Genomic DNA, 22644 nt, shown 5'->3' on the forward strand with positions numbered 1-22644 from the left:
GAATTTGAAACCTTCTACACTAAAAATATTCTGCTTAACGAAGGTCTGAGAGCTTGGATGGCTCCCCAAGACCAACCCCACGAAAACTTTATCTTCCCTGAAGAAGTATTACCTCGCGGTAACGCTCTCTAAGGATGGCAAGAAAATTTACCGAATAGGGGGAAGGGTGAAGTTAAATCACCCTTCTTTTTTGTTGATTAAAGCACCTCAAGCAACTACTACTCATTTTCTTGATACCCCTGTAAGATAAACTAGAGAATTTCTTGGAGATAGAGACAATGTTTCGCCAAATTTTATTATCTAGTCTCAGTTTGTTGCTAATTTATCCCCTAGGGAGCGAGCCAGCAGCGGCCAGAACCACGAGAGTTAATTGTGAAAGTCAAAGCGGTCGCACTACTCGCTGTCCTGTGAACGCTAGATGGGCCCAAGTCAGATTAATCCGCACTCGCTCCGCTGCTCCCTGTGAGGGTAATTGGGATTTCCAAAACGGCAATATTGTGGTGAGAAATGGTTGTCGGGGCGAGTTTGAGGTACGCACCGACGACCATCACGGTAATTCTGGTGGCGGTTGGGACGGTAATGTTTATGAAGAATTTCGCCTCCCCAATATCGGTCGTTTTGTCGTCGATCGCCGCAGTTATTATGATAGTGGCAGAATTAGAGAATTTGATGCGATCGTTAATGGCAGTCGCGAGCGTTGGTGGGCCAATTGTCGTGGTGGCGAACTCGGCAGCGGTAGTCGTCGTATCCGCTCATCCCGAGAAATCGATCGAGTAGTGGACTTTGTTTGTGAGGATCGGGGTTAAATATAGAAACCAAAACTCTATCTAAAACCTTGTAAAGTTACTTATTTATATAGCCAGATAGCTAAAATGAGTAACTTTTACTGAAGATAGATTTTAAGAACGTTATCAGGTAAGCTAAGATGCACTTTAACCGCCTATCCTTAGATTACCTGAATTTCTCCCAATCTCTTGACTTGCCTCGAACAGTGGCTTGAGAAAACTAAAATCCTTAAGATAACTGCTGTAAGAAACCCGTTTTCTTGATCTGCTGCTACAATTCAAGTAGATTGGAGGAAAATATATGGAGCCGGCAAACACCTTAGATGCTCTAATGCTCAAAACTATCATCAAGGAAAGCGTCCGCGAAGTTATGCGGGAAGAATGGTTTAAATTCTTCGAGATGCTGATTCCCTATGTTGATGATATAGAACAAGCTGACATAGAAGCAAACTTTAATCCTGTTGATTACAAAGACGACGGCTTCGTTGATATTACAGACTGGTTTGATCGTGAAGATCAGGATCAGTAAATCAGCCAATAAATTTTTGGAGAAACTAGATGCCAATAGCCGAAAATCTTTTTTGACTAAAATTAGTATTTTCAAAACCTGCCTTGAAACTCAAAACGTTTATCCCCCTGAAGAACTTGATATCAAAAAACTTAAAGGTGAGTTGAAAGGATTCTCCAGAATTCGTGTTGGCAAAATGCGAGTTATTTTTGAAATCGGCAAGGAGACAGACGAAATCTTTATTTATGAGATTAACTTTAGAGGCAATATTTACGATTAACTAAGCGATTAGCAACGTTCGGATTTACCAATTATTTTCGATACTTCTTTCCGCAGCCATCTAACTTTCATGAGTTAATTTAGCAAATACTGCTTCTTCTTCGTCAGCAAAGTATCCAGCTTCGACTGGGGCCACTGCTTTCTTAATTTTCTCGCCAGCAGCCAGAATAATCACCCGCTCTGGACGATTACTAGACTTCTGGCATAATTAACTTTTGAGAGTTCAAAAATGGGAAAAATAGGGATGAAGTTGCCTAAAATCTCTTTATGCCTAGTTCTCCTGACTACTGACTACTGGCTCCTTACTCCTCTCTCTGAGGTTTACTGGTCACTGATTACTGATTAGAGAATACCCGCATTAGAAAGACCGAGAACCAGTCCCGCACCGAGAATATGGCCAAAACTCATGGTAGCCAATAATTCTGGCAGACCGAAGCTTTTTTTCGAGGCTAACTGCGGTAAGGGTAAAGCAGGGCCGGCCCCGGTATTTTGGATGGCAAAATAACCGATAACGAAGGCTACTAGGTTAGCTAAGGTCATGGTAATCCCGACGGATAAATTCCAGGGAATGGTTTGAGCAGTGGCTAAAAGTAAGGTGGAAGGGATCATTGGCACTCCAGTCTTGATAAGATTTTGTTAATCACAGGGCATTATAAAAAGCTCTTGACCCGAAACTGCTTTTTGTTTGAATACTTAACAGTTTTTGTAACGTTTTGTGAATAAGATTAAATGCGAATTAAAATTTGCGGCATTACCCAACCGGACCAAGGCCGAGCGATCGCTAATTTAGGAGCTACGGCCTTAGGTTTTATCCTCGTACCAAGTTCGCCTCGTTACGTCAAAATCGAGCAAATTAATGCTATTACCGCCGCAATACCCGACAAAATTGATTTTATCGGGGTTTTTGCCGACGAGCAACCGGAAATTATTCAGCAAATAATTATTAAAACCCCCTTGACAAGCGTGCAGTTACATGGTATAGAATCTCCCGAATATTGTCAAAGGCTGCGGCAATTATTACCCGACCGGGAAATTATCAAAGCTTTGCGGATCAAAGACAGAGAAAGTTGGGAAAAGTCGGCAATTTACTTCAATAGCGTCGATACTTTACTTTTAGATGCCTACCATCCCCAATTACTTGGCGGTACGGGACAAACCTTAGACTGGCAAGCTTTGGCCAGTTTTTCGCCCCCCTTGCCCTGGTTTCTGGCCGGAGGACTCAACCCCGATAATATTAGTGAAGCTTTAAATGGGCTGCACCCCGATGGCATTGATGTGTCTAGCGGCGTTGAGCGATCGCCGGGTGATAAAGACCTGAAAAAAGTCGCCCTCTTGTTAGAGCGACTGCAAAAATTAAGTGATCAGTGATCAGTTAGAAGGTTTTGGTTGTTGGGGTTTTAGGGTTTTAGGGTTTTAGGGTGTTGGGGTGTTGGGGTGGTCACTGCGTGCGCGTTGCGGGGGGTTTTGGGGTTTTAGTTGAATTTCCCCATTTCCCCATCTCCGGGACTAGAAGAAATTAGGTTTATGACGGATCAGGTTAAGATACTCCTCGCGGGTTTTCTGTTCGTCTTGGAAGACTCCTAACATGGCACTGGTGACAGTCCAAGATCCCGGTTTCTGCACCCCGCGCATTACCATGCACATATGGGTTGCTTCCATGACTACCGCAACCCCTTGGGGGTCGAGAATTTCTTGAATCGCTTCGGCAATCTGACGGGTGAGGCGCTCTTGGACCTGTAAACGACGGGAATACATTTCCACAATGCGGGCCAATTTACTTAATCCGACCACCTTTTGGTTAGGAATATAGGCAACGTGGGCCCGACCCATGAAGGGTAACATATGATGTTCACAGAGACTAAAGAAGTCAATATCGCGCACTAATACCATCTCATTATGACCTTCATCGAAAATCGCACCATTAACGAGGGTTTCTAGGGATTGTTGATAGCCCTGGGTGAGAAACTGCATCGCTTCGGCCACCCGTTTGGGGGTTTTTAATAAACCTTCTCTTTCGGGGTCTTCCCCCACCGAGATCAGGATATTTCTGACCGCATCCATCATCTGTTCTTTGTTTTCGTCGGAAGTTGGATGAATTTGAGCGGTTTTGCCATTGTGGGTGTTGCGATCGGGGCGAGTGGTCACGCGTGCCTGGATAGCGTCGGTTAGATTACCGTTTAAACCGTTAGAAGAAGCTATGGTCATAATGAGGATGCCTGTAGGCGAATTGATTGATAAATAGAAGTATTTCGGGTTATAATGCCCCCGCACTGGGCATAATGGTCATCGTTTCCACTACGGCCTGTTTGGGCAGTAACACCGCTTGCAGAATGGCCTGAGCGATGATATCCGGGGTTAACATGGCCGAGCGATCGAAATCTGCTTTGACGCTATCGCTGTCCCAGATGGGAGTATTGACAGCCCCGGGGATGATAATCGTGATGCGAATGGCGTTAGCCCGCTCCTCGATCGCTAAAATGCGAGAAAATGCCACTAATCCCGCTTTGCTGACACTATAGGCCCCCCAATCAGGAAAAAAATTATCGGCGGCGATCGAGGAAACGTTAATGATCGTGCCTCCTCCCTGTTGACGCATAGCAGGTAAAATTCCTTGCACACACTGATAAACACTGGTTAAATTCAGATCGATCACCCGCTGCCAGTCTGACAAAGGTGTGTCAGCTAAGGGATTTGTGTAACCCATGCCAGCATTATTGATCAGGATATCGATCGGTCCGGATTCTTGGGCGATTTTAGCGATACTAGGAGCTACTTCCGGGATATCTGCCAAATCTAAGGGGTAAGCTTGGGCTGATACGCCTAAATCTGCCGCCATTGCCGCCACGGTTGCCAATTTTTGCTGATCGCGACCGATTAAAACCAGATTAATTCCCGCCTTGGCGAAAGCGAGGGCGGTTTCTTTGCCGATGCCGCTACTGGCTCCGGTGATCAGCGCTCGCTGTTGACGAATAACAGAGTTCATGGTATAGTTTGAAATCTCTTAATTCTTGGTAGTTAGGGCAAAATTTTGGCGGTTAGGGGGACCCTAGAAAGTTTTAAGGGAGTTGGGTTAGATCGGAGCAATTTTTCTCGCACCAAAATGGCTGCGGCCCACCCGGGCGGGGGGAAGCATTGACTATCGGGTAGGTTCAAGATTAAGAATCGTTACAAAATTTTACCTAGCCAATTATAGCACTGTTAAGTCAGGGATCACTAATCTTTGTGTATATTCAGATATCTAACCAGCGAGGGAAAAAAGCGGACTGGTGGGCAAGAATTGTTGAGGCTGCCTTGAAACTCCCTCCCCCCGCGCTGAAAACTACTCACCGGAGGAGATGGCAGCGGTGGGTTGAGTGCGATTGACAATCACCACTTGATCGCCGACAACGGGACTTCTAGCGAGGAGAATTCCTTCATTATCCTTCATTTCCAAGCGGCGAAAATCGAGACTTTGGCAACGTTGAAAAACCGAATTAGCCAATTTATCCTGTTGTGATGCCTCGAGACTATACCAATTATCGCCCAAAATAACTACTAGACGACTAGCCAAAAAGTCCGCTTCTATAGTAGAAATAATCCCGGTGGGATAACGAGTAGTTAAATCGGTAATTTCCTCTTGAATAGCTGCGACTAAACTTTGTTCGGGAGTTAATCGTGGTTTTGCTTTAGTAATCGGGACGGGAATCGGTGCCTCTGGTGCGGTTAATTCTGGGGGGGTTTCGATAATTTCCCCGGCTGCCGGTGGGAGACTAGGGATAACTTCGGGCATATTTTCGGCAATTTCCGCCGGATTTTTCGGTAAGCTGATCACGGCTACTAAGAGGATAGTGACTAAACTTCCTGTTAACAAGCCGGTGATTAACCAATCGGGAATTTTTTCGCTAATTCCTGCCGGTAAAAGTCGGCGAATTTTGTTCAAAATTGCCGTCCACCAACCTTCCACCTGCTCGAAATCTGGTAAAATATCGTCGATTCCCTCGGCTGCTTCGATGGGAGAATCTGGGGTTAAACTTTGCTCAACTCCGGCGAATTCGTCTGGTTTTAAAGCAGCGGCTAACTGTTGCGTTGAGTTAAGAAGATTATCAATAGCAACTTTTGGGGGTAACACTATCCCCGTTCCCGTGTTAAGTTGGGAAACGATCGAATTTAACTGCTCGATCGCCTCTTGTAGTCGGATCACCGTTTCTGCTTGGCTGAAATTCTCTCGCTCATTTGGTTGAGTCATAATCTTTCTTAACTCGCTGCCATTCTTTTTCAAAATATCATTCTATGCGCCGTTTTCTCAGTTTTTTAACCAGTATTTTCCTTGTCTTCCTGACTGCTTGTGGTAGTGTCACTCCCCCCCAAGAATTTGCCCCCCCTGGAGAAATCGTCACCAAAGCCCTTTTATTACAATTTCGTCACACATCCGATCGCCTTAGTCAATCTTTACAGATCGATGAGCCGTCGGTAAAAATTGCTAAAATTAATGTCACCAGTCTGGAACCGATTTATGTGGGTAATTTGCCCGCTTATCACTTGCAGGGAGATTACGATCTAACTCTACAATTGCCCCATCAAAAAGATACCAAACAACACAACAATTTTGATCTTTATTTACAAAGACAGATCGAGGGGAAAACTTGGCGTTTACTGGAAGAAGTTGCCTCACAATGGCGCAGCTATTTAGTGAGATAACTGGAAAAAGCCAGGGGATTTTGCTATAGTCTATGATCATCAGCAATGACAATCCTCAAAGGGAAAATTTAGCGATCATGATTACCTGTCCTCGTTGTCAGCACAAGGTCGATAGTCAAGCCTTACAATGTCCCTACTGTTCTAATATTTTAAAGGCTTATGGTCATCCCGGCATGACCCTACATCAAGCTGTCACTGGCGAGTTTTTGTGTGAGACTTGTCTGTATCATGGCGATGATAGCTGTAATTTTCCCCAACGTCCCTACGCTACCAGCTGCACTTTATACAAAAATAGCCAAATAATAGCCGAAAAAATTCCTCCTCTCCCTCTTCCTAGGGTTTTTAAAAATTGGTGTCTCAGAAATAAGGGATTATTGCTATTATTAACCATGATTTTGGGCAGTATTACTTTGGCTTTTATAAACTCACGTCGTTAATTTTTTTGCTGGCGATCGAGCCTTGATATGAATCTAGATCGAACCAGAAAGTTGTGCCAATTCCCACTTCACTAATCAAATGAATTTGACTATAGTGTTTTTCGATAATATTTTTGACGATCGATAATCCTAATCCCGTCCCTTCTAGGGTATGAACGCGATTTTCTACCCGATAGAAGCGATCAAATATAGCAATTTGATCCTCGGCATCGATGCCAATACCAGTATCGGATACTTCCACGCGAATTTTGAGAGTTTCTTGGGGATTATCTTTGCTGATTTCATAGGCACGAATCACCACTTTACCGCCAGCAGGAGTAAATTTTAGGGAGTTACCGACTAGATTAGTTAATACCTGTAAGAGTAGATCATAATGACCTAAAATTGGCAGTAAATTGGCTTCAATGTCCGAGCTTAATTCTAGTCCTTTATCCCTAGCATTGAGTTGATAAGTCCTCAGGGTTTGTTCGATTAATTGTCCGATATCGAGCGCATCTAAGTTATAGTTACGCGAGGATTCTAACCGAGAAAGATCGAGAACATCATTAACCAAACGAGTTAAGCGATCGGTTTCATGATTAGCGGTTTCTAAAAACTCTCTTTTTTCTGTATCGCTGAGATCCTCACCAAATTCTGTCAGGGTTTCAATAAAAGATTTGATGTTAAACAAAGGGGTTCTTAACTCATGGGAAACATTGCTGATAAATTGACTTTTTGCCTCATTTAATTCTGTTTCTCTGGTGATATCCTGTAGCGTCATAGCAATTCCCCGGACATTCTCCCGATACTGATCGAATACCTGAGTTAACAAAATGCGAATTGTGCAGGGTTTCGGGTGAGTTAAAGACAATCTAAATTCCGCCGGGGAATAGTTATTATTTTCCTGATAAATAACAGCATTTTTCTGATTTTGATTAGCGGATTCTTCTGGTTGGAGGGTTTCTCCCGCCGCAATTTGATAGAGAGGTTTAGTTAGTTTAACTGTTAACTCCGAAGGAAAAAGATGTAGAACATTTTTACCGATAATTTCCTGATCTTCCCAGCCAAATATTTCCCGAGCTGCGGGATTAATCAATAATAATTGAAAGTTAGTATCTAAGAGAATTGCTCCATCAGCAATAGTGGACATTAACGTATCTAGTTTGGCTTTTTCGGCGGTCATTTCTTCGATATTTTGTTCCTCGTATCGTTCTAACTTTTCCGCCATTTCATTAAAACTGAGAATTAATTCCCCTAACTCTCCTCCTAGTGGTAAATCAACGCGCTGCTTAAAATTTCCCGCTGCAATATTTTTGACCCCGACTAATAACTCCTTGATTGGTTTGGTGATAGTTAAAGCATTAAAAACTGCCCCGAGAATCACCATGGCCCAAATCGAGACAAAAACGGCAATAGTAACATCACGGGTTAGATTAGAAGAAGCCACCACAATAGCGTTAGGATTGATCCCGATCGCCAATACTCCCAAATATTTGCCTTCATGATTTAAGGGAACAAAGACATCGGTTACTTCACCGTCGGGGGTTTTATGCTGACGGATGAGGGGAGTTTCCCCATTTTCGCCATAATTTTCCGGTAATTGAATGCGACGCTCGATCGTCAGGGAATTTTTAACTTCGGCGGTAGAATAGGGAATACCGAAAAATATTTCACCCTCCTCGTTAGCGTAGATCAAATAACGCACACTGGAGGTACTACTATAAAAACGGGCTGAAAAACGGGCTAAATCGGTTAAATTGTCCTCAGCAATGAGGGGGGAGACATTAGCGGCTAATAACAGCCCTAAATCCCTGCCAAAACGGGTATCATTGAGACGCACATCCTGCTGGATCGTGTTAACCGCCCAAAAGGTTAAACCACTCATCAACAAAGAAACGGCTAAAGTAGCCGCAGCCATTAATTTAGTTTGGAGAGTGAATTCGGACCACCAACGGGCGATCGCTTTTCGGAGAATGGGCAGAAAATTAAACACGGTTAGGCAGCATTAATCGGTGTTCTTAAGGAGTCTATCGCTCAAATCGCGGGTTAATATGATCATCTTAACTCATTATTAAGCTGGTAGCCGTTAAACCAGCACTAATCAAAGCCTAAGTCTCCGAGAAAGTTAAGAAATGCCCAAAAGCGCCAATAGTTCTAATTTTAGCCACCCCCGGTACTTCTGTGGTGTAAATACTGAACACACCTAAATTTTGCCGTTGACTAGAGGTTTCGATCGCTGGTTTTAAGATTTGATTTTTGATCACATTTCTGGCTGCCACCGGTAAAGAATCGATCGAGTCACAGAGACTGATTTTCTCGCAGGCGATTTTGTCGGCATGAGCGAGAAGTTTTTCGGCGGCGTATTCGCTGTAAAGTTCTTGGGGGGGATTGGTAAATCCCATAATCCCCGCTATTACCCCCAGGGCGATCGCTCCCTTGAAGAAATTACCCCCCATAGCTACTTAGCTCCTTGATTTTGTCTTCTCACTCTAATTTTGACAAGACATTTTCGATCTGGCTAGGGGGCAGTGTTAATTTCTTAAACCAATACCGGGTGCATAGCACTCTAGTACATTTCCCGTGAGACTGCAACTAATTAACAGATAATCACAGTGAGAACAGGCGGTGCTAACGAGATGGTGTTCTAAAATATGCTGTCTTTCGGCAAAATTTCCACAATTAGGACAGCGCACTTGTTGCAGGGTGATCATAGCAAACCTCATTAATTAGTTATGTTTTGTATATAAAGCTAGTTTTTCTTGATCCCAATCGGTTTAAGCCTATTTTTTCCTTGATCCCCATTATGAACTCGATCATCTGATCTGGCTAGTAATTTTTACTAAACTTTGCAATTTTTCTTGAAAAATTTAACAATTTCTTCCTAGGGTTTTTTACCGTGATCGGATATGTGTCGGTAATTTTGGCGAAGAGAAAGCCGGAAAGTAAACTCTTAAACTGCTAATCCCTTACTGCTATAATTACGGCTGAGATTATTGATTATCCTATGAAGTACGCTCTGGTTCACGAGTGGTTAACCCCAAAAGCGACGGGGGGATCGGAATTAGTGGTTAGGGAGATTTTACAATGTCTAGAGGCGGATTTATACGCTTTGATCGATTTTGAGTCCACTAATCCCGATAGTTATCTCTATGGTCGCTCGATCGGGACAACTTTTCTGCAAAATTTCCCGAAAGCGAGAAATGGCGTACAAAAATACTTACCTTTTCTTCCCTTGGCGATCGAGCAGTTAAATTTAGAGGATTATGATGTGATTTTATCCTCTTCCCATTGTGTGGCTAAAGGGGTTTTAATACGACCGGATCAGGTTCACATTTGTTATTGTCACACTCCGATGCGTTATGCTTGGGATTTAACTTTTGACTATCTGGCTAATAGTAAGTTAGGACAGGGATTACCCAGTATTTTCACCCGTTATCTTTTGCATGGTTTGCGTCAGTGGGATGTGATTTCTGCTAATCGTGTGGACTATTTTCTGGCTAATTCCCACCACACCGCTAGACGAATTTGGCGCTGTTATCGACGGGAGGCAAAAGTTATTTATCCTCCCGTACAAATTGAGCGTTTTCCCTACCAAGAGAAAAAAGAAGATTTTTATTTAGTAGTCTCTCGTTTGGTTAGTTATAAAAAAGTCCCTTTAATTGTGGAAGCGTTTAATCAATTGGGATTACCCCTAGTGGTTATTGGAGATGGTCCCCAGATGGCTTTAATTCGACAGTTAGCGAGGGATAATATTCAGATTTTAGGGGCAGTATCCGATCAAATGGTAGCAGAATATATGTCGAAAGCAAAAGCGTTTATTTATGCTGCTTGTGAGGATTTTGGTATTGCTTTAGTGGAAGCGCAAGCTTGTGGTACTCCCGTGATTGCATTTGCTGCCGGAGGTGCTTTAGAAACCGTGCGAGATCTGCGGGAAAATTCTCCCCAGGGAACAGGATTACTTTTTGGGGAACAAAATCCCCAATCCTTGCAGGAAGCGGTTAAATATTTTGTTGATAACGGTGATAAAATTGATCCAGAAAATTGTCGGCAACAGGCTAATAGATTTACTCCAGAGGTTTTTAGAAATGCTTACAGTTTGTTTATAGAGGAACATTCAATATCTAAAAATTATTGCTAAGTTTAATTAGAGCAGTTATCCTGATGGTGAGCTAGGAGGTTTTCGTTTTAGGGAGTCAGTCATCGGTAGTCGATAACAAATTAGGTTACACTTTATTTTGATGAGAAACTTTGTATTTCACCAATGGTGAGGATGCAGTCAATGCGCCCAAAATGTAATATTATGGATATTTCTCGAAAGTAGCTATCTAGCCAACGCTGATAGCTTACCGTGGTGCTTGTGATGACAGAAAAGCGAGGATTATAGCCGTGCCTTGGAATCGAGTTAATCAATGGGTAGAAAGACGCTCTTTAGTGGCCTTAGAATCAGCTTATCAGAGAGCGCTGAAAATTAAAGCGATCGAAGATCAACATTTTGGGGGACAAAAAATTTCCCCAGCTGCCGTGGGAGGAAAAAGTGTTTATGATTACTTTCAAAGTACCCTAGAGCGAGAATTGTTCCAGATACGTCTCGATTTAACTCAAGTGCGTCTGGGTAATTTTCTTAACCCGCAAACTAACCCAGAAAATAATAACATCCTAGAGACTTTAAAGGTGATCGAGGATATTATCGGTAAATATCGCCTAGATTTAGGGGAATTGCTGCCCCCATTACCGAATAATCAAACCCCAAATCTGCCCAATACCAATCTCACCAGTGATAAACCCAGGGATAAAGATAACCAGATAATTTCTCCTGCAACCAGTAATAAATTTTTTAACTTCCAGCAAGAATTAACCCCCGAATACGAACAAACTGTCATCAAACAACTCCGTACCCTGCGACAACAGCAGCGCATCGCTATCCGTTTTATCCTGATTATTATTTTAGTTCCTCTCTCGGTGCAGGTTATTAGTAGAAACTTTATTTTTAGCCCTGTCTTCAACTATTTTGGTGTGGATAGAGCGAAAATATCAGAAGTTTATATTTCTCAGGAAATTGGTGAAAAATATCTCAGGGAATTTGCTAGACTTCAAGAAATACAAGAAATCAAGCACGTTTTAGGAGTAGCAAAAGCAGGGCAAGAATCAGAAGAAACCTTTCGGGAACAGGTGCAAGAATTATTCAGAGAAGCGGGTTATGAAAGTCAAGATGGTTGGAAAAACTTACTCTCCGATATTACTGGAGTAATAGCCTTTATTGCCATCTTAATTTTTGGTCGTCAACAATTGGCAATTACGCGAGCTTATGTTAGTCGTTATTTTCTCAGCTTAAATGATATCACCAAAGCCTTTATCTTTATCCTCTTTACCGATATATTTGTCGGGTTTCACTCAGCGGAAGGTTGGACGGTAATCTTAGAAACTTTGTTCCGGCACTTTGGTTGGCGCGAGAATATTACATTTATCAGCTTGTTTGTGGCCACTGTTCCCGTTATCCTAGATACCATCTTTAAACTATTAATATTTAATTATCTGACTCGTAAATCTCCCACTGCCGCAACTATCCTAGAAAAAATGAACCAGTAACGCCCTATGATCCTCAGTATTGCCGATACTTTCATTAAAAGACCCGTTCTGACCACAGTTTGCTCGATTTTAATCGTTTTGATCGGGGCGATCGCTATTCCCTTTTTACCCCTAGAAAAACTGCCGCAGTTGGCATTTATTCAGGTAGCGGTAAATGCCAACTATTTGGGAACCGATGCCAAAACCGTACAGGATAACGTTACCACGGTACTTGATCGCCAGATTAACGGGACAGAACAGATTGTTTATATGCAGTCCCAGAGTACCAACACTGGACAAAGTACGGTGAATGTCTTTTTCCCGGTGGAAATGGATCGGAACATTGCCCAAGTCTTGGTACAAAACCGCGTCAGTACCGCCGCCGCTAGTTTACCAGAAGAAGTGAACCGGCAGGGGGTGACAACCAATACCCAATCCCCCAGCGTTACCCTTGCCTACGGGATTTCCGCCAAACCGGACGAAAAGGGCAATTATCCCTACGATACGGTCTTTTTAAGTAACTTTGTTGATCGAGTCATCGATGCCGAGATTCGCCGGATCGAGGGGGTTGGTAGTACAACCATCATCGGGGAAAGGGAATACGCCCTGCGTTTTTGGCTTAATCCCGATGCTTTAGCCGCTAGGGGTGTGTCGGCGGAACAAGTAGTACAGGCGATCCGAGAACAGAATATTCAGGTGGGTGCGGGGACAATTGGCGGTGATCCCAGTCCCGAAGAGCAGCAATTCCAGATCGCCATTCGCGCCGTTGGTAGGGTTGCCACCGGGGAGGAAGCAGAAAATATCGTCGTCAAAGTCGGGGAAAATGGCGATTTAATCCGCATTAAAGACGTAGGCCGCGCAGAAATCGGAGCCGAAAACTACAGTACCGCCGCCTATTTCGACAAATCCCCCGCTGTCGTCTATATCGTCTATCAGTTGCCCGGTTCCAACGCTTGGAATACTGCCAAACTGGTAAAAGAGAAAATGGCGGAACTAGAACCGAGTTTCCCCCCGGGGTTAAATATCGCCATTACCCTCGATAATACCGCCTTTGTCGCCGCTTCCCTGGAAGAAGCCGTTGGCACTCTGGTGGAGGCGATTTTACTGGTTATTCTAGTCATTTTTATCTTCCTTCAGGATTGGCGCACCACGATCATTCCAGCGATCGCTATTCCCGTATCTTTGATCGGAACCATGGCCGTCGCCCTGGCTTTAGGCTATTCTCTCAATAACCTCTCCTTGTTTGCCGTCATCCTGGCCACTGGGTTAGTGGTGGACGACGGCATCGTGGTTGTAGAGGCGGTATCGGAAAAATTACGACAGGGAATGCGGCCATTTCAAGCTTCCCTCGATGCCATGGGTGAGTTAACCTCGGCGGTAATTGCCAGTTCTCTTGTACTATTTGCGGTTTTTATTCCCGTCACTTTCTTCCCCGGTACGGTGGGGATCGTTTATCGACAATTTGCCGTCATCATCTCCGCTTCAATTCTGATATCCACCTTTAACGCCCTCAGTTTTTCCCCCACCATGTCGGCGATTATCATGAAACCGCCCCAAGGCACCCGCGGACCCTTGGGACTGTTTTTCGAGGGCTTTAATCGGGGTTTCAACGCAGTTAAAGAAGGTTATCGACGCTCGATCGAATTTCTGATCCGAGTTCGGTTTCTGGTCTTACCCTTCTTTATCGCCGCCCTCTTTCTCACAGCTTGGAGTTATAGCACCACTCCCCAGGGTTTTATCCCCGAAGAAGACCAAGGTTATGCCTTCGTTTTGGTGCAAGCCCCCCCCGGGGTTTCCCTGCGCTACACCGACCAGATTATCCGTCAGATTAACGAAGAAATTCTCGACGGTATCGAAGAAATCGATCACTTTGTCGGTATGGCGGGCTTTAGTTTTGCCGGAAGTGGCAGCAACCAAGGGCTATTTTTTGTCAAGTTAAAAGAATGGTCGGAACGGCCAGGGGAAGATAAGTCAGTTTTCGGCATTCTCAGGAAAATTAACCAACAATTAGCCACTAAAATCCGAGATGCTCGCGCTTTCGCCGTTAATGCGCCCCCCGTGGATGGATTAAGTTCTACTGGCGGTTTCGAGTTATTTATCCAAAACCGCGCTTCTTTCCCCATGGACGCTTTGATTGACAACGCTAATAAAGTCATGGCCGAGGCCCGAACAAGACCGGAATTATCGGGAATTTTCACCCAATTTACCACCGACACGCCGATGCTGGAACTTTCCATCAATCGCAACCAGCTACAGGCCCAAAACGTCGATATGCAGGCCGTGTTCGGGACCCTGCAAACCTATCTCGGTTCCAACTTCGTTAACCAATTCGTCTTAGGCGATCGCTTGTATCGAGTCTTTGCCCAAGCAGAAGCGGATTATCGTTCTAATCCCGAAGATATTAACCGTCTTTACGTCCGTTCCCGTACCGGGGCCAATATTCCCCTATCCGGTTTAATTAGCGTCAAACGCTTCACCTATCCACCGATTATCACTAACTTTAACCTCTATCCCTCGATTAACGTTCAGGGTAGTCCCGCTCCCGGTTTTAGTACGGGACAGGCGATCGCAGTGATGGAAGATGTTTGTCGGAAAGTCCTGCAGCCCGGTTTCGGTTACGCTTGGACGGGTACAGCTTTCCAAGAAAAAACTTCCGCCGGGGCTGCCCCAGTTATCTTCGGATTAGCCTTTATCGTGGTTTTCCTCGTACTCGCAGCCCAGTACGAAAGCTATATCGACCCGATTATCATCATGATTACCGTTCCCCTAGCGATCCTAGGTGCCATGGGGGCCTTACTGTTGCGGGCGAATTTCCTACAAGTGGGTAGTCTGTTCCCGGCGGTGAATAATAATATCTATGCTCAGGTGGCTTTGGTCATGTTGATCGGTTTAGCGGCTAAAAATGCGATTTTAATCGTGGAATTCGCTAACCAGTCCCGTACTTTGGGTTTAAGTATTCCCGACGCGGCAGCCCGGGCCTCGACGGAACGCTTAAGACCAATTCTGATGACGGCTATTTCCGGTTTAGTCGGTTTCTTGCCCTTGGTTATCGCTTCCGGTGCCGGAGCGATGAGTCGTTGGTCCCTGGGAACTGCAATCCTAGGCGGTTATCTGATTTCCACGGTGTTGAGTTTATTTCTTGTCCCGGTTTTGTATGTGCTGATCAAACAGTTCGAGGCCCGATTCCTCTCCTCGAAACCCCCGAAAAGTGGCGGTTCTGGCAATATTAAAACTCCCTCTCTGGGTGGGGAAAGAAATACATCGGAAACCCCCATAGAAGAAGGGGCCATTTCCTCTTTGAAAATCTCTCCTCAGTCTGGGAATGACTAGGGTGTTAGATTTTGGGGTTTTAGGGTTTTAGGGTATTAGGGTTTTAGGGTTTTAGGGTTTTAGGGTATTAGGGTTTTAGGGTTTTAGGGTTTTAGTTGAAATTCCCCCACCTCCCCACTTTCCCCCCGCAACGCGCACGAAGTGGTCTCCCCACTTTCCCCATCACCCCACTTCCCCATCACCCCACCTCCCCACACCCCACACCCCACACCCCACACCCCACACCCCACACCCATCTCTGATAACTAATGACCCTAGAATCTACTGCTAACGAAGCGATCGCTCATAATTTAGAGCAATTCCTGCTAGTTTTGACCATTTCCTTGAGTGTCGCCACTTTATCGAGAACCGTTGCTTTCCTCCGCAAAATTCCCTACACCCTGCTGTTAGTTATTGTCGGTATGGGTTTAGCTTTTTTAGATTTGCGTTTGGTTAATCTTTCCCCGGAATTAATTCTGGAAATTTTTCTGCCTCCCCTCCTTTTTGAAGCCGCTTGGAATATTCCCTGGGCTAAATTAAAGGAATATTGGGTTACTATCGTCCTTTTTGCCGTTATCGGGGTGATTATCTCCGTTTTGGGAGTCGCCTATCCCCTACATATCTTTGCTAATTTACCCCTATCGATCGCTTTTCTCTTGGGTGCTGCCCTAGCTGCCACCGATCCCGTCTCTGTAATTGCCCTATTTAAAGAATTGGGGGCCAGTAAAAAACTGACGATCCTGATGGAAGGGGAAAGTCTCTTTAATGATGGGGTCGCTGTGGTCGCTTTCGTCCTCTTGGTGGGTATTCCCTTGGGAGTCGATACCTTTTCCGTCCCCGTGACGATCGCTCGTTTCTGCACCTTTGTGGGGATTGGCATCGGTGTGGGTTGCGTGATCGGTTTCGGCATTTCCTACCTTACCCAACGCTTTGATCTGCCTTTTGTGGAACAGTCTCTGACTCTAGTTTCTGCATACGGAACCTATCTCGTCACGGAAAAATTAGGCGGATCCGGTGTGATTGGGGTGGTGATTGTCGGGATTATTCTCGGTAATCTCGGTTCGCGCATTGGTATGAGTCCCCGCACGCGCCTGGTAGTTAGCGAATTTTGGGAATTTATCGCCTTTTTTGTCAATTCTATCATCTTTTTACTGATCGGCGATCAAACCCGTTTTGAGAGTCTCGGCAGTCACTTAAGCGGGATTTTAATAGCGATCGCCGCTATGGTGGTTTCCCGTTTGCTATCCATTTTTGGACTAGGGGCAATTAGTAATCTAATTACGGGCAATAGCATCAATTTTAAGGAAAGAACGGTGTTATGGTGGGGAGGATTACGCGGATCGGTTTCGATCGCCCTAGCGTTAAGTGTTCCCACGTCTATCCCCTACCGTCAAGAAATTATTGACGTGGTTTTTGGGGTGGTTTTATTTACTTTATTGGTGCAAGGATTATCTATACAATGGCTGTTAAATGCCCTCAATCTTATCGGTGATCAACCAATTCGCACCGAATATTCGGCCTTAATTGCTCGTCAAATTGCTTTAACTAGGGTGTCTAATTATCTACAACAACCAGAACGTTTTCCCGATATCGATCCCGAATTTTATCGCTATAAAAAAACTCTGGTGGAAGGACAATTAAAGTCCTTGCGGGATCAGTTGCAAAAATTACTACAGGAACATCCACAATTAAAAGATGTGGTGGCCGAACAATTTCAAGATACTTTACTCGATATAGAAGCTAATACCTACGCAGAATTAATTCGAGCCGGTCGTTTAAATGAAAATCTCGTTCCCCTTTTAGTGGAGGTAGAAGAAGAAAAAGAGATGGTTTAATGATCAAGTCATGGAAAATCAAAGAATTTTTGCTAAAAATTGCTGAGTTCGATCGGATTGGGGATGATTAAAAAATTCTGCTGGGGGGGCAATTTCCAAAATTAAACCCTGATCCATAAATACCACTCGATCGGCCACTTCTCGCGCGAATCCTACCTCGTGGGTGACACAAACCATGGTCATCCCCGATTTGGCTAAACTTTGCATCGTTTCCAAGACTTCTCGCACCATTTCCGGATCTAAAGCTGAGGTGGGTTCATCGAATAACATCACCTTCGGCTGCATAGCTAAAGCGCGAACGATTGCCACCCGCTGCTGTTGTCCTCCCGATAACTGAGGGGGATATTTAAGTGCTTGTTCGAGAATACCGACTTTTTCGAGGAGTTTTCTCGCTATTTCCTCCGCTTGCGCTTTTTTCCAACCGCGCACCCACATGGGTCCGAGGGTGACATTATCTAATACCGTCAGATGGGGAAAGAGGTTAAATTGTTGAAAAACCATGCCGACTTCCTGACGGATTACCTCGATATTTTTCAGGTTGTGGGACACAGTTATTCCGTCAATAATAATGCGACCTTTTTGATAGGATTCCAAACCGTTAAAAGTGCGAATAAAGGTGGATTTTCCTGAACCGGACGGCCCCATAATCACGACAACTTCCTGTTTATTAACGGTGAGATTCACTCCCCGTAAAGCATGAAAGCGGTTATCATACCATTTTTCCACCGCTTCGGCAATTATAATCGGTTCACTGTTGTGAGAGTCCATATTTTTGAGAGTTTATTGATTATCTGTATCGGGAAACCACTGTTTCTCAAGAATTTGTCTCAGAGAGTAGGGACAAATTATCGGTAAATTTTTTAATCCTGTCTTTTTTTCTGCAATTAAGCGAGCGTTTTCATAGATATTTTCTAACTCTAGTTCTAGTTCTAGAAATTTACTTAAATTGGTGGTGAGCTTATATTCTAATTGTACTCGAAAAGTGATAATCTCTGCCGCCCAATGATTACTATTTTTTTCTCTTTCTGTCGTCCAAAATTGATAGAGTAGCAGCTGGATTATTATTTGTAAACTTAAACTTTTAACAGCAGTTTTTTCGCTTCGTCCCAAAGCTGCCAACTCCTCGATTAAATGTTCGTAATCTAACTGATCTAACTGACGATTTTTTAATAACTCGATCGTCTCGCTTAACCAGCGATCGTACTCCCGTTCATAAAGCTGTTCTAAAGCAAGCATTGTCTTTGATCAAATGGGGACATTATTAAAAATAACCCATTCCTAGAAATGATAGCACAAAATATCCGGATGACACGGGATTAGTGTGAATATTCTTGAATTAATGATGATGACCGTCAAAAATGCTTGACCATGAGGTAAAAAAAAGGTTAAATTATGGTTAGGCTGAGAAGATAACTCACACATCCTAGATAATGAGGCTATCATGGAAATCGATAAACTCAAAGAAATTGCTCAAAAAGTTGAAATCTCTCGTTCTCAAATCCAAAACGAACAGGCAACCAAAACAGCTTTTATTATGCCTTTTTTGCAAGCATGGGGTTACGATGTATTCAATCCCATGGAAGTTCACCCCGAATATAGTGCCGATTTAACTGGATTAAAAGGGGAAAAAGTAGATTATGCTATTTGTTTGGACAATCAACCGATTATTTTGATGGAATGTAAAAGCTGTCATCAAAATCTTGAGCATCCTAAACATAGTTCCCAACTGCATCGATATTTTAACGCAACTGGAGCTAACTTTGGAGTTTTAACTAATGGGATTATCTATCGGTTTTATACGGATATCGTCAAGGATAATATCATGGACGATAAGCCATTTTTTGAGTTTAACATTCTCGACTTTGACGACTCTTCTGTTAACGAATTAAAACGATTTTCTAAATCTAGCTTTAATTCTGACGAACTAGAAGAGGTTGCTCGCAATTTATTGCACACAAAAGAAGTTAAAAAAGTGATTGCCCAGCAATTAAATGATCCTTCCCCCGAATTTGTTAAGTTTTTTGTTAGTCATGTGTATTCTGGGGTGAGAACTGCATCGGTTGTCGAAAAATTCAAAGAAATTATTAAGCGTTCTCTCAAAGAGTATATCAATGATATCATCAAAGAAAAATTTGAGGAAGTTTTAGGAAAAGAACCTGAACCAAATCCTCCTGATACACCAGCAGCAGAAGATACTCCACCAGAAGAAACAGGGGAAGATAAAATTAATACGACCCCCGAAGAATTGGAAGGATTTTACATTATTAAATCAATTCTACGGGAAGAAATCAATACCGCACGCATTCAATACAAAGACACTAGAAGTTATTTTGGTATCAACTTAGATGGAAAAGTAACCAAAACAGTCTGTCGTCTGCGCTTCAATGAAAAAACTGGCAAGAAATCAATCAGTATTCCCGATAACGTCGAAACTGGTAAAGAAGCAGCCACCAATATAGACAGTCTTGATGAAATTTATGGAGTCGCTGAATTTCTGAAATCTCGTATCCGCTATCTGACTCAAGATATTTATAAAAGCAAGTCAGAAAAAACGGAAAGTATCTAAAATAATTAGCCCCTATCTCTTTAATGACCGATAGGGGTTTTTAAGGATATGATTTTTAGTAATCGCTGATTATGGTTGTAAAATTTTATCTAGGTATAGGAAGTTACGGTTAACAAGTGGTCATGAAAAGGAGACAGGATATCCGAGCATTATAATAAAAGTTTTCTCTCAAGTTAAGTTCAAAAAATTCTAGCTGGGAGTTATCGAAGTGTGATTAAGCTTGACACAGTCAAATTAAGGTGTTACCATATTGGGCATGATTTATGCAGATGTTAAAATTTTTGTTTTGCGGTAGTCTATGAATTTAACAAATTTACCAATGTCTCTTGATGAGGTGACTTTACCTAGTTCTTTGCCGCCAGTTATTTTAACAGTTTTTACTCGTCCCGATCTACTCAAGGAAGTTTTAAAGGGTTTAACCCAACAGACTCTATCTCCTCCTCAGATCATTGCCTATGTGGATGGAGCAAGAAGTGAACTTGATCTACCCCTGATCGATCAAACAATTGCTTTACTGCAAGAGTTCTCTAGTAAAATTCCAGTAGATATAAGGTTAAGATCACAAAATTTGGGCTGTGATCAAAATGTCATTTTGGCCTTTACAGAAATACTGTCCACTTATGAATCTATTGTTTACTTGGAAGATGATGACTTTCCCAATCCATATTTTTATGATAGTATGTGCCGTCTGCTAGAGGCATACCGTGAACATAAAAAAATCTTTTCGATTAGCGGATATGCAACCTTTCCAGAGCAAGCATATCCTCTGCTCGAAGAGGATTTTGCTCTCTCTCGTAGAGTTTTTTCTTGGGGATTCGGTATCTGGGCCGATCGCTGGAATGATATCGCTCTCATCAATCAGCCTAAACAATATAATCCTTTTGGAAAATTCTATAATATACCCGCCACCGTGCAAACAAAAATGACTATAATAAACCAGTTCTGGCTAGAGAGAAATGGTCAAACTGACTGGGTTATTACTCTTACTCTTGCATCTTTGTATCAAGATCGGGTTCATCTTATTCCTAAAACTTCTTTGATCTATAATATTGGTTTCGGACACCCAGAATCTAAAACCTATAAAGGGAAAGAAGCATCATGGGTAAACTCTGCCTATAGTTCCTCATTCTGCCCCAATAGCTTACCTAGCACCCTTGAGTTAATTGACCTTTTAAAAAATGAGATTAGTGGCATAGAATTGGCGCATTACCTGTATCGCAAGGGTGTTTATATTGATTTAGAAGCACTATTTTACTACCTAAAAAAATATCGTGATCTTCAAAGTCGCCTAGAATTTTTGAAGCTATTTATGGCTCACTCCCCCTTTAGTTTCAAAAAAACTCGCCGTCGCCTGGGTTTATAGTTTAGTAGATACTCAATAAAAAATATGAATAGCTCTAGAAAATTTCTGATTTGTCAAGGTTCCTCTGACATATTGAAAAAGTAAAAGCGAAAATTAGAGGTGTTGCCAAATAGTTTGTACGAGCAATTAACCAGAACTAACCTTAATGATGTCTATGTCATGGCAAACCTGGGGAGTTACCAACTAATGCTTAATTCTCTCAATATAACTTTTACCTGTTGCATAAGTGCCTCTCCTCTATAAGTAGCCTATACTCAACGGATTTAGTATTAATTGTGTCAAAGCTTAGAAAAAAGCGAACTTCTCCAGGGAGAAATTCGCCTTAATTTCCAGAAATTCTGAACTTAGCCAAAAATTAATTAGGCACGAGCTTCGAGACGACCGTAGAAAATGCCGCGAATTTTCACTTCTTCAGCATCTTTTGCGCCTAAATCGGTGTCGGAAGGCTGTTCACTTTCAAAAACACCAGCAAACTCGCCAGTAGAAGCGTCAACTTTAGTCACCTGTAAAGACATAGTACCTTTACCCAGTTCCGTCGCTTTGACGTTAGCACGCTGGAAATCTTGACTATCAGCACTAGCGGGTAAAGCGACAGCATTATCATAACCCGTCACCACACCCCGACCTTTGGGATCTAAGAAACCAGCGCCACGATAGGAGGGAACTTTAAAGTCGCCTTCAAAATCCGTGGAACTGTTGATAGAGCTAAATCCAGCTTCGGTTTTGCCGGTGAAACCTTTAATGGTAAAGAAGAGGGGAACTCTTTCACCTCCGGGTAATTGTACGGTAATGGGTTGGAAATCGATACCGTCTTCTTCCTTGAGGGTTAAAACACCGTCTTCGCCTACGGTTAAGGTCGCTGTCATCTGTTCTAAACTGGTGGTATCTCTGGTTAAGAGTTTACCCTGGATAAAAGTGGCTGCTTCCCGCTTATTAATGGGTTCACCCTTGACAAAATATTCTTGGGGTTCCAAGCACAAATCTGTCACTACATAACTTTCGCCGCTTTCTAAGGGGAGAGTCCCCCGGGTAAACTCGGAAATCTGCGGACATTTGTTAGCTAATCCAGTGTTTAAAATTTCATCATAGGTTAGCTCGTTTCTATTCAGGACGGCACTAGGCGCGTCGCTACAAGCTGTCAACACCCCTAAGCACAAGGCTAAAAAGGCAACTAACAAGGCACGAAATCTCATCTATGTCAACCTCTCTTTGTCAATCTTTACAATTACTACCCTTGATCCATAGCCTGATGAATTATCGAATCGGTTGCGCCAATTCACCGAAACTCAGTTTATCAAAGATCAGTGACCATTGAGAAGATGGGAGACAGGGAGAGGAGAG

Annotated in this window: 23 protein-coding genes and 1 pseudogene; 13 read left to right on the plus strand and 11 right to left on the minus strand. The window is 43.2% G+C overall.

The window, feature by feature from the left end; translation table 11 throughout:
* The 4 genes and pseudogenes from H6G40_RS17665 to H6G40_RS17680 all read left to right on the plus strand — a co-directional run.
* A pseudogene (locus H6G40_RS17665) lies at positions 1-132 on the plus strand (photosystem II protein D2); the annotation flags it as partial.
* A gap of 146 nt (positions 133-278) precedes the next feature.
* On the plus strand, positions 279-806 hold the full coding sequence (locus H6G40_RS17670) for a DUF3011 domain-containing protein (protein ID WP_002737001.1): 528 nt from the start codon (positions 279-281) through the stop codon (positions 804-806).
* A gap of 280 nt (positions 807-1086) precedes the next feature.
* Positions 1087-1314: a hypothetical protein gene (locus H6G40_RS17675; RefSeq protein WP_002737434.1), complete on the plus strand. Its 228-nt coding sequence runs from the start codon at positions 1087-1089 to the stop codon at positions 1312-1314.
* The gene (locus tag H6G40_RS17680; protein WP_238560444.1) at positions 1295-1573 is read left to right on the plus strand and encodes a type II toxin-antitoxin system RelE family toxin; all 279 of its coding nucleotides are present in this window, start codon (positions 1295-1297) and stop codon (positions 1571-1573) included. The genes H6G40_RS17675 and H6G40_RS17680 overlap by 20 nt, the downstream gene beginning before the upstream one ends.
* Before the next feature lie 60 nt (positions 1574-1633).
* Here H6G40_RS17680 and H6G40_RS22945 read toward each other — a convergent pair whose 3' ends face one another.
* Entirely contained in the window at positions 1634-1747 is a 114-nt protein-coding gene (locus H6G40_RS22945) for a hypothetical protein (protein WP_002736469.1), read from the minus strand.
* Positions 1748-1914: 167 nt separating this feature from the next.
* Entirely contained in the window at positions 1915-2181 is a 267-nt protein-coding gene (gene psaK, locus H6G40_RS17685; protein ID WP_002736399.1) for a photosystem I reaction center subunit PsaK, read from the minus strand.
* A gap of 120 nt (positions 2182-2301) precedes the next feature.
* On the opposite strand from psaK, the gene H6G40_RS17690 reads away from it, so the two are divergent.
* Positions 2302-2940: a phosphoribosylanthranilate isomerase gene (locus H6G40_RS17690; RefSeq protein ID WP_069474367.1), complete on the plus strand. Its 639-nt coding sequence runs from the start codon at positions 2302-2304 to the stop codon at positions 2938-2940.
* Between the two features lie 138 nt (positions 2941-3078).
* Here H6G40_RS17690 and folE read toward each other — a convergent pair whose 3' ends face one another.
* The 3 genes from folE to H6G40_RS17705 all read right to left on the minus strand — a co-directional run bounded on the left by folE (position 3079) and on the right by H6G40_RS17705 (position 5797).
* Positions 3079-3777 carry a GTP cyclohydrolase I FolE gene (gene folE / locus H6G40_RS17695; protein ID WP_002738197.1) on the minus strand — a complete coding sequence of 233 codons (699 nt, stop codon included), beginning with the start codon at positions 3775-3777 and terminating at the stop codon, positions 3079-3081.
* A 49-nt stretch (positions 3778-3826) separates the two neighbouring features.
* Entirely contained in the window at positions 3827-4555 is a 729-nt protein-coding gene (locus tag H6G40_RS17700; protein ID WP_190538073.1) for an SDR family oxidoreductase, read from the minus strand.
* Positions 4556-4891: 336 nt separating this feature from the next.
* On the minus strand, positions 4892-5797 hold the full coding sequence (locus H6G40_RS17705; protein ID WP_123230753.1) for a hypothetical protein: 906 nt from the start codon (positions 5795-5797) through the stop codon (positions 4892-4894).
* A gap of 44 nt (positions 5798-5841) precedes the next feature.
* On the opposite strand from H6G40_RS17705, the gene H6G40_RS17710 reads away from it, so the two are divergent.
* Complete coding sequence (locus H6G40_RS17710; RefSeq protein ID WP_002737932.1) at positions 5842-6249, plus strand: hypothetical protein; 408 nt, start codon at positions 5842-5844, stop codon at positions 6247-6249.
* Positions 6250-6326: 77 nt separating this feature from the next.
* Positions 6327-6686: a hypothetical protein gene (locus H6G40_RS17715; protein ID WP_002735775.1), complete on the plus strand. Its 360-nt coding sequence runs from the start codon at positions 6327-6329 to the stop codon at positions 6684-6686.
* Here H6G40_RS17715 and nblS read toward each other — a convergent pair.
* The 3 genes from nblS to H6G40_RS17730 all read right to left on the minus strand — a co-directional run bounded on the left by nblS (position 6667) and on the right by H6G40_RS17730 (position 9376).
* Positions 6667-8658, minus strand: a complete 1992-nt coding sequence (gene nblS, locus H6G40_RS17720) for a two-component system sensor histidine kinase NblS (protein WP_190538075.1) — start codon at positions 8656-8658, stop codon at positions 6667-6669. The genes H6G40_RS17715 and nblS overlap by 20 nt on opposite strands.
* A 115-nt stretch (positions 8659-8773) precedes the next feature.
* Positions 8774-9121 (minus strand): DUF4359 domain-containing protein, encoded by a 348-nt coding sequence (locus H6G40_RS17725; RefSeq protein ID WP_002737573.1) that lies wholly within the window; start codon positions 9119-9121, stop codon positions 8774-8776.
* 75 nt (positions 9122-9196) lie between these two features.
* A complete protein-coding gene (locus tag H6G40_RS17730) occupies positions 9197-9376 on the minus strand; it encodes a hypothetical protein (protein ID WP_002800600.1) in 180 nt (59 codons plus the stop codon).
* A gap of 293 nt (positions 9377-9669) precedes the next feature.
* On the opposite strand from H6G40_RS17730, the gene H6G40_RS17735 reads away from it, so the two are divergent.
* From H6G40_RS17735 to H6G40_RS17750, 4 genes are all read left to right on the plus strand, one after another.
* On the plus strand, positions 9670-10803 hold the full coding sequence (locus tag H6G40_RS17735) for a glycosyltransferase (RefSeq protein ID WP_069474364.1): 1134 nt from the start codon (positions 9670-9672) through the stop codon (positions 10801-10803).
* 248 nt (positions 10804-11051) lie between these two features.
* Positions 11052-12251, plus strand: a complete 1200-nt coding sequence (locus H6G40_RS17740) for a proton extrusion protein PcxA (RefSeq protein ID WP_190538077.1) — start codon at positions 11052-11054, stop codon at positions 12249-12251.
* Positions 12252-12257: 6 nt separating this feature from the next.
* Positions 12258-15560: an efflux RND transporter permease subunit gene (locus H6G40_RS17745; RefSeq protein ID WP_069474363.1), complete on the plus strand. Its 3303-nt coding sequence runs from the start codon at positions 12258-12260 to the stop codon at positions 15558-15560.
* A 248-nt stretch (positions 15561-15808) separates the two neighbouring features.
* Complete coding sequence (locus H6G40_RS17750) at positions 15809-17374, plus strand: cation:proton antiporter (protein ID WP_069474362.1); 1566 nt, start codon at positions 15809-15811, stop codon at positions 17372-17374.
* Between the two features lie 18 nt (positions 17375-17392).
* Here H6G40_RS17750 and H6G40_RS17755 read toward each other — a convergent pair whose 3' ends face one another.
* Both H6G40_RS17755 and H6G40_RS17760 read right to left on the minus strand, forming a co-directional pair.
* The gene (locus tag H6G40_RS17755; RefSeq protein WP_042790779.1) at positions 17393-18142 is read right to left on the minus strand and encodes an amino acid ABC transporter ATP-binding protein; all 750 of its coding nucleotides are present in this window, start codon (positions 18140-18142) and stop codon (positions 17393-17395) included.
* 12 nt (positions 18143-18154) lie between these two features.
* Positions 18155-18610 carry a DUF29 domain-containing protein gene (locus H6G40_RS17760; protein WP_002736272.1) on the minus strand — a complete coding sequence of 152 codons (456 nt, stop codon included), beginning with the start codon at positions 18608-18610 and terminating at the stop codon, positions 18155-18157.
* 205 nt (positions 18611-18815) lie between these two features.
* On the opposite strand from H6G40_RS17760, the gene H6G40_RS17765 reads away from it, so the two are divergent.
* Entirely contained in the window at positions 18816-19940 is a 1125-nt protein-coding gene (locus H6G40_RS17765; protein WP_002736972.1) for a type I restriction endonuclease, read from the plus strand.
* Positions 19941-20238: 298 nt separating this feature from the next.
* Entirely contained in the window at positions 20239-21303 is a 1065-nt protein-coding gene (locus tag H6G40_RS17770; protein ID WP_069474361.1) for a glycosyltransferase family protein, read from the plus strand.
* Between the two features lie 359 nt (positions 21304-21662).
* Here the strand turns inward: H6G40_RS17770 and psbO are convergent, their stop codons facing one another.
* Positions 21663-22496: a photosystem II manganese-stabilizing polypeptide gene (psbO, locus tag H6G40_RS17775; protein ID WP_002773425.1), complete on the minus strand. Its 834-nt coding sequence runs from the start codon at positions 22494-22496 to the stop codon at positions 21663-21665.
* Positions 22497-22644 lie beyond the last annotated feature (148 nt).

Source organism: Microcystis viridis FACHB-1342 (genome assembly GCF_014698335.1).
GTDB lineage: Bacteria > Cyanobacteriota > Cyanobacteriia > Cyanobacteriales > Microcystaceae > Microcystis > Microcystis ichthyoblabe_A.

What these genes read in the sequence shown, in the direction of transcription:
- H6G40_RS17675 (WP_002737434.1), top strand. Translation starts at nt 1,087, where the DNA reads ATGGAGCCGGCAAACACCTTAGATGCTCTAATGCTCAAAACTATCATC.
- H6G40_RS17690 (WP_069474367.1), top strand. Translation starts at nt 2,302, where the DNA reads ATGCGAATTAAAATTTGCGGCATTACCCAACCGGACCAAGGCCGAGCG.
- H6G40_RS17750 (WP_069474362.1), top strand. Translation starts at nt 15,809, where the DNA reads ATGACCCTAGAATCTACTGCTAACGAAGCGATCGCTCATAATTTAGAG.
- H6G40_RS17760 (WP_002736272.1), bottom strand. Translation starts at nt 18,610, where the DNA reads ATGCTTGCTTTAGAACAGCTTTATGAACGGGAGTACGATCGCTGGTTA.
- H6G40_RS17730 (WP_002800600.1), bottom strand. Translation starts at nt 9,376, where the DNA reads ATGATCACCCTGCAACAAGTGCGCTGTCCTAATTGTGGAAATTTTGCC.
- H6G40_RS17770 (WP_069474361.1), top strand. Translation starts at nt 20,239, where the DNA reads ATGAATTTAACAAATTTACCAATGTCTCTTGATGAGGTGACTTTACCT.
- H6G40_RS17700 (WP_190538073.1), bottom strand. Translation starts at nt 4,555, where the DNA reads ATGAACTCTGTTATTCGTCAACAGCGAGCGCTGATCACCGGAGCCAGT.
- H6G40_RS17705 (WP_123230753.1), bottom strand. Translation starts at nt 5,797, where the DNA reads ATGACTCAACCAAATGAGCGAGAGAATTTCAGCCAAGCAGAAACGGTG.
- H6G40_RS17735 (WP_069474364.1), top strand. Translation starts at nt 9,670, where the DNA reads ATGAAGTACGCTCTGGTTCACGAGTGGTTAACCCCAAAAGCGACGGGG.
- H6G40_RS17755 (WP_042790779.1), bottom strand. Translation starts at nt 18,142, where the DNA reads ATGGACTCTCACAACAGTGAACCGATTATAATTGCCGAAGCGGTGGAA.
- H6G40_RS17745 (WP_069474363.1), top strand. Translation starts at nt 12,258, where the DNA reads ATGATCCTCAGTATTGCCGATACTTTCATTAAAAGACCCGTTCTGACC.
- H6G40_RS17710 (WP_002737932.1), top strand. Translation starts at nt 5,842, where the DNA reads ATGCGCCGTTTTCTCAGTTTTTTAACCAGTATTTTCCTTGTCTTCCTG.
- H6G40_RS17670 (WP_002737001.1), top strand. Translation starts at nt 279, where the DNA reads ATGTTTCGCCAAATTTTATTATCTAGTCTCAGTTTGTTGCTAATTTAT.
- H6G40_RS17765 (WP_002736972.1), top strand. Translation starts at nt 18,816, where the DNA reads ATGGAAATCGATAAACTCAAAGAAATTGCTCAAAAAGTTGAAATCTCT.
- H6G40_RS17715 (WP_002735775.1), top strand. Translation starts at nt 6,327, where the DNA reads ATGATTACCTGTCCTCGTTGTCAGCACAAGGTCGATAGTCAAGCCTTA.
- psaK (WP_002736399.1), bottom strand. Translation starts at nt 2,181, where the DNA reads ATGATCCCTTCCACCTTACTTTTAGCCACTGCTCAAACCATTCCCTGG.
- H6G40_RS17725 (WP_002737573.1), bottom strand. Translation starts at nt 9,121, where the DNA reads ATGGGGGGTAATTTCTTCAAGGGAGCGATCGCCCTGGGGGTAATAGCG.
- psbO (WP_002773425.1), bottom strand. Translation starts at nt 22,496, where the DNA reads ATGAGATTTCGTGCCTTGTTAGTTGCCTTTTTAGCCTTGTGCTTAGGG.
- folE (WP_002738197.1), bottom strand. Translation starts at nt 3,777, where the DNA reads ATGACCATAGCTTCTTCTAACGGTTTAAACGGTAATCTAACCGACGCT.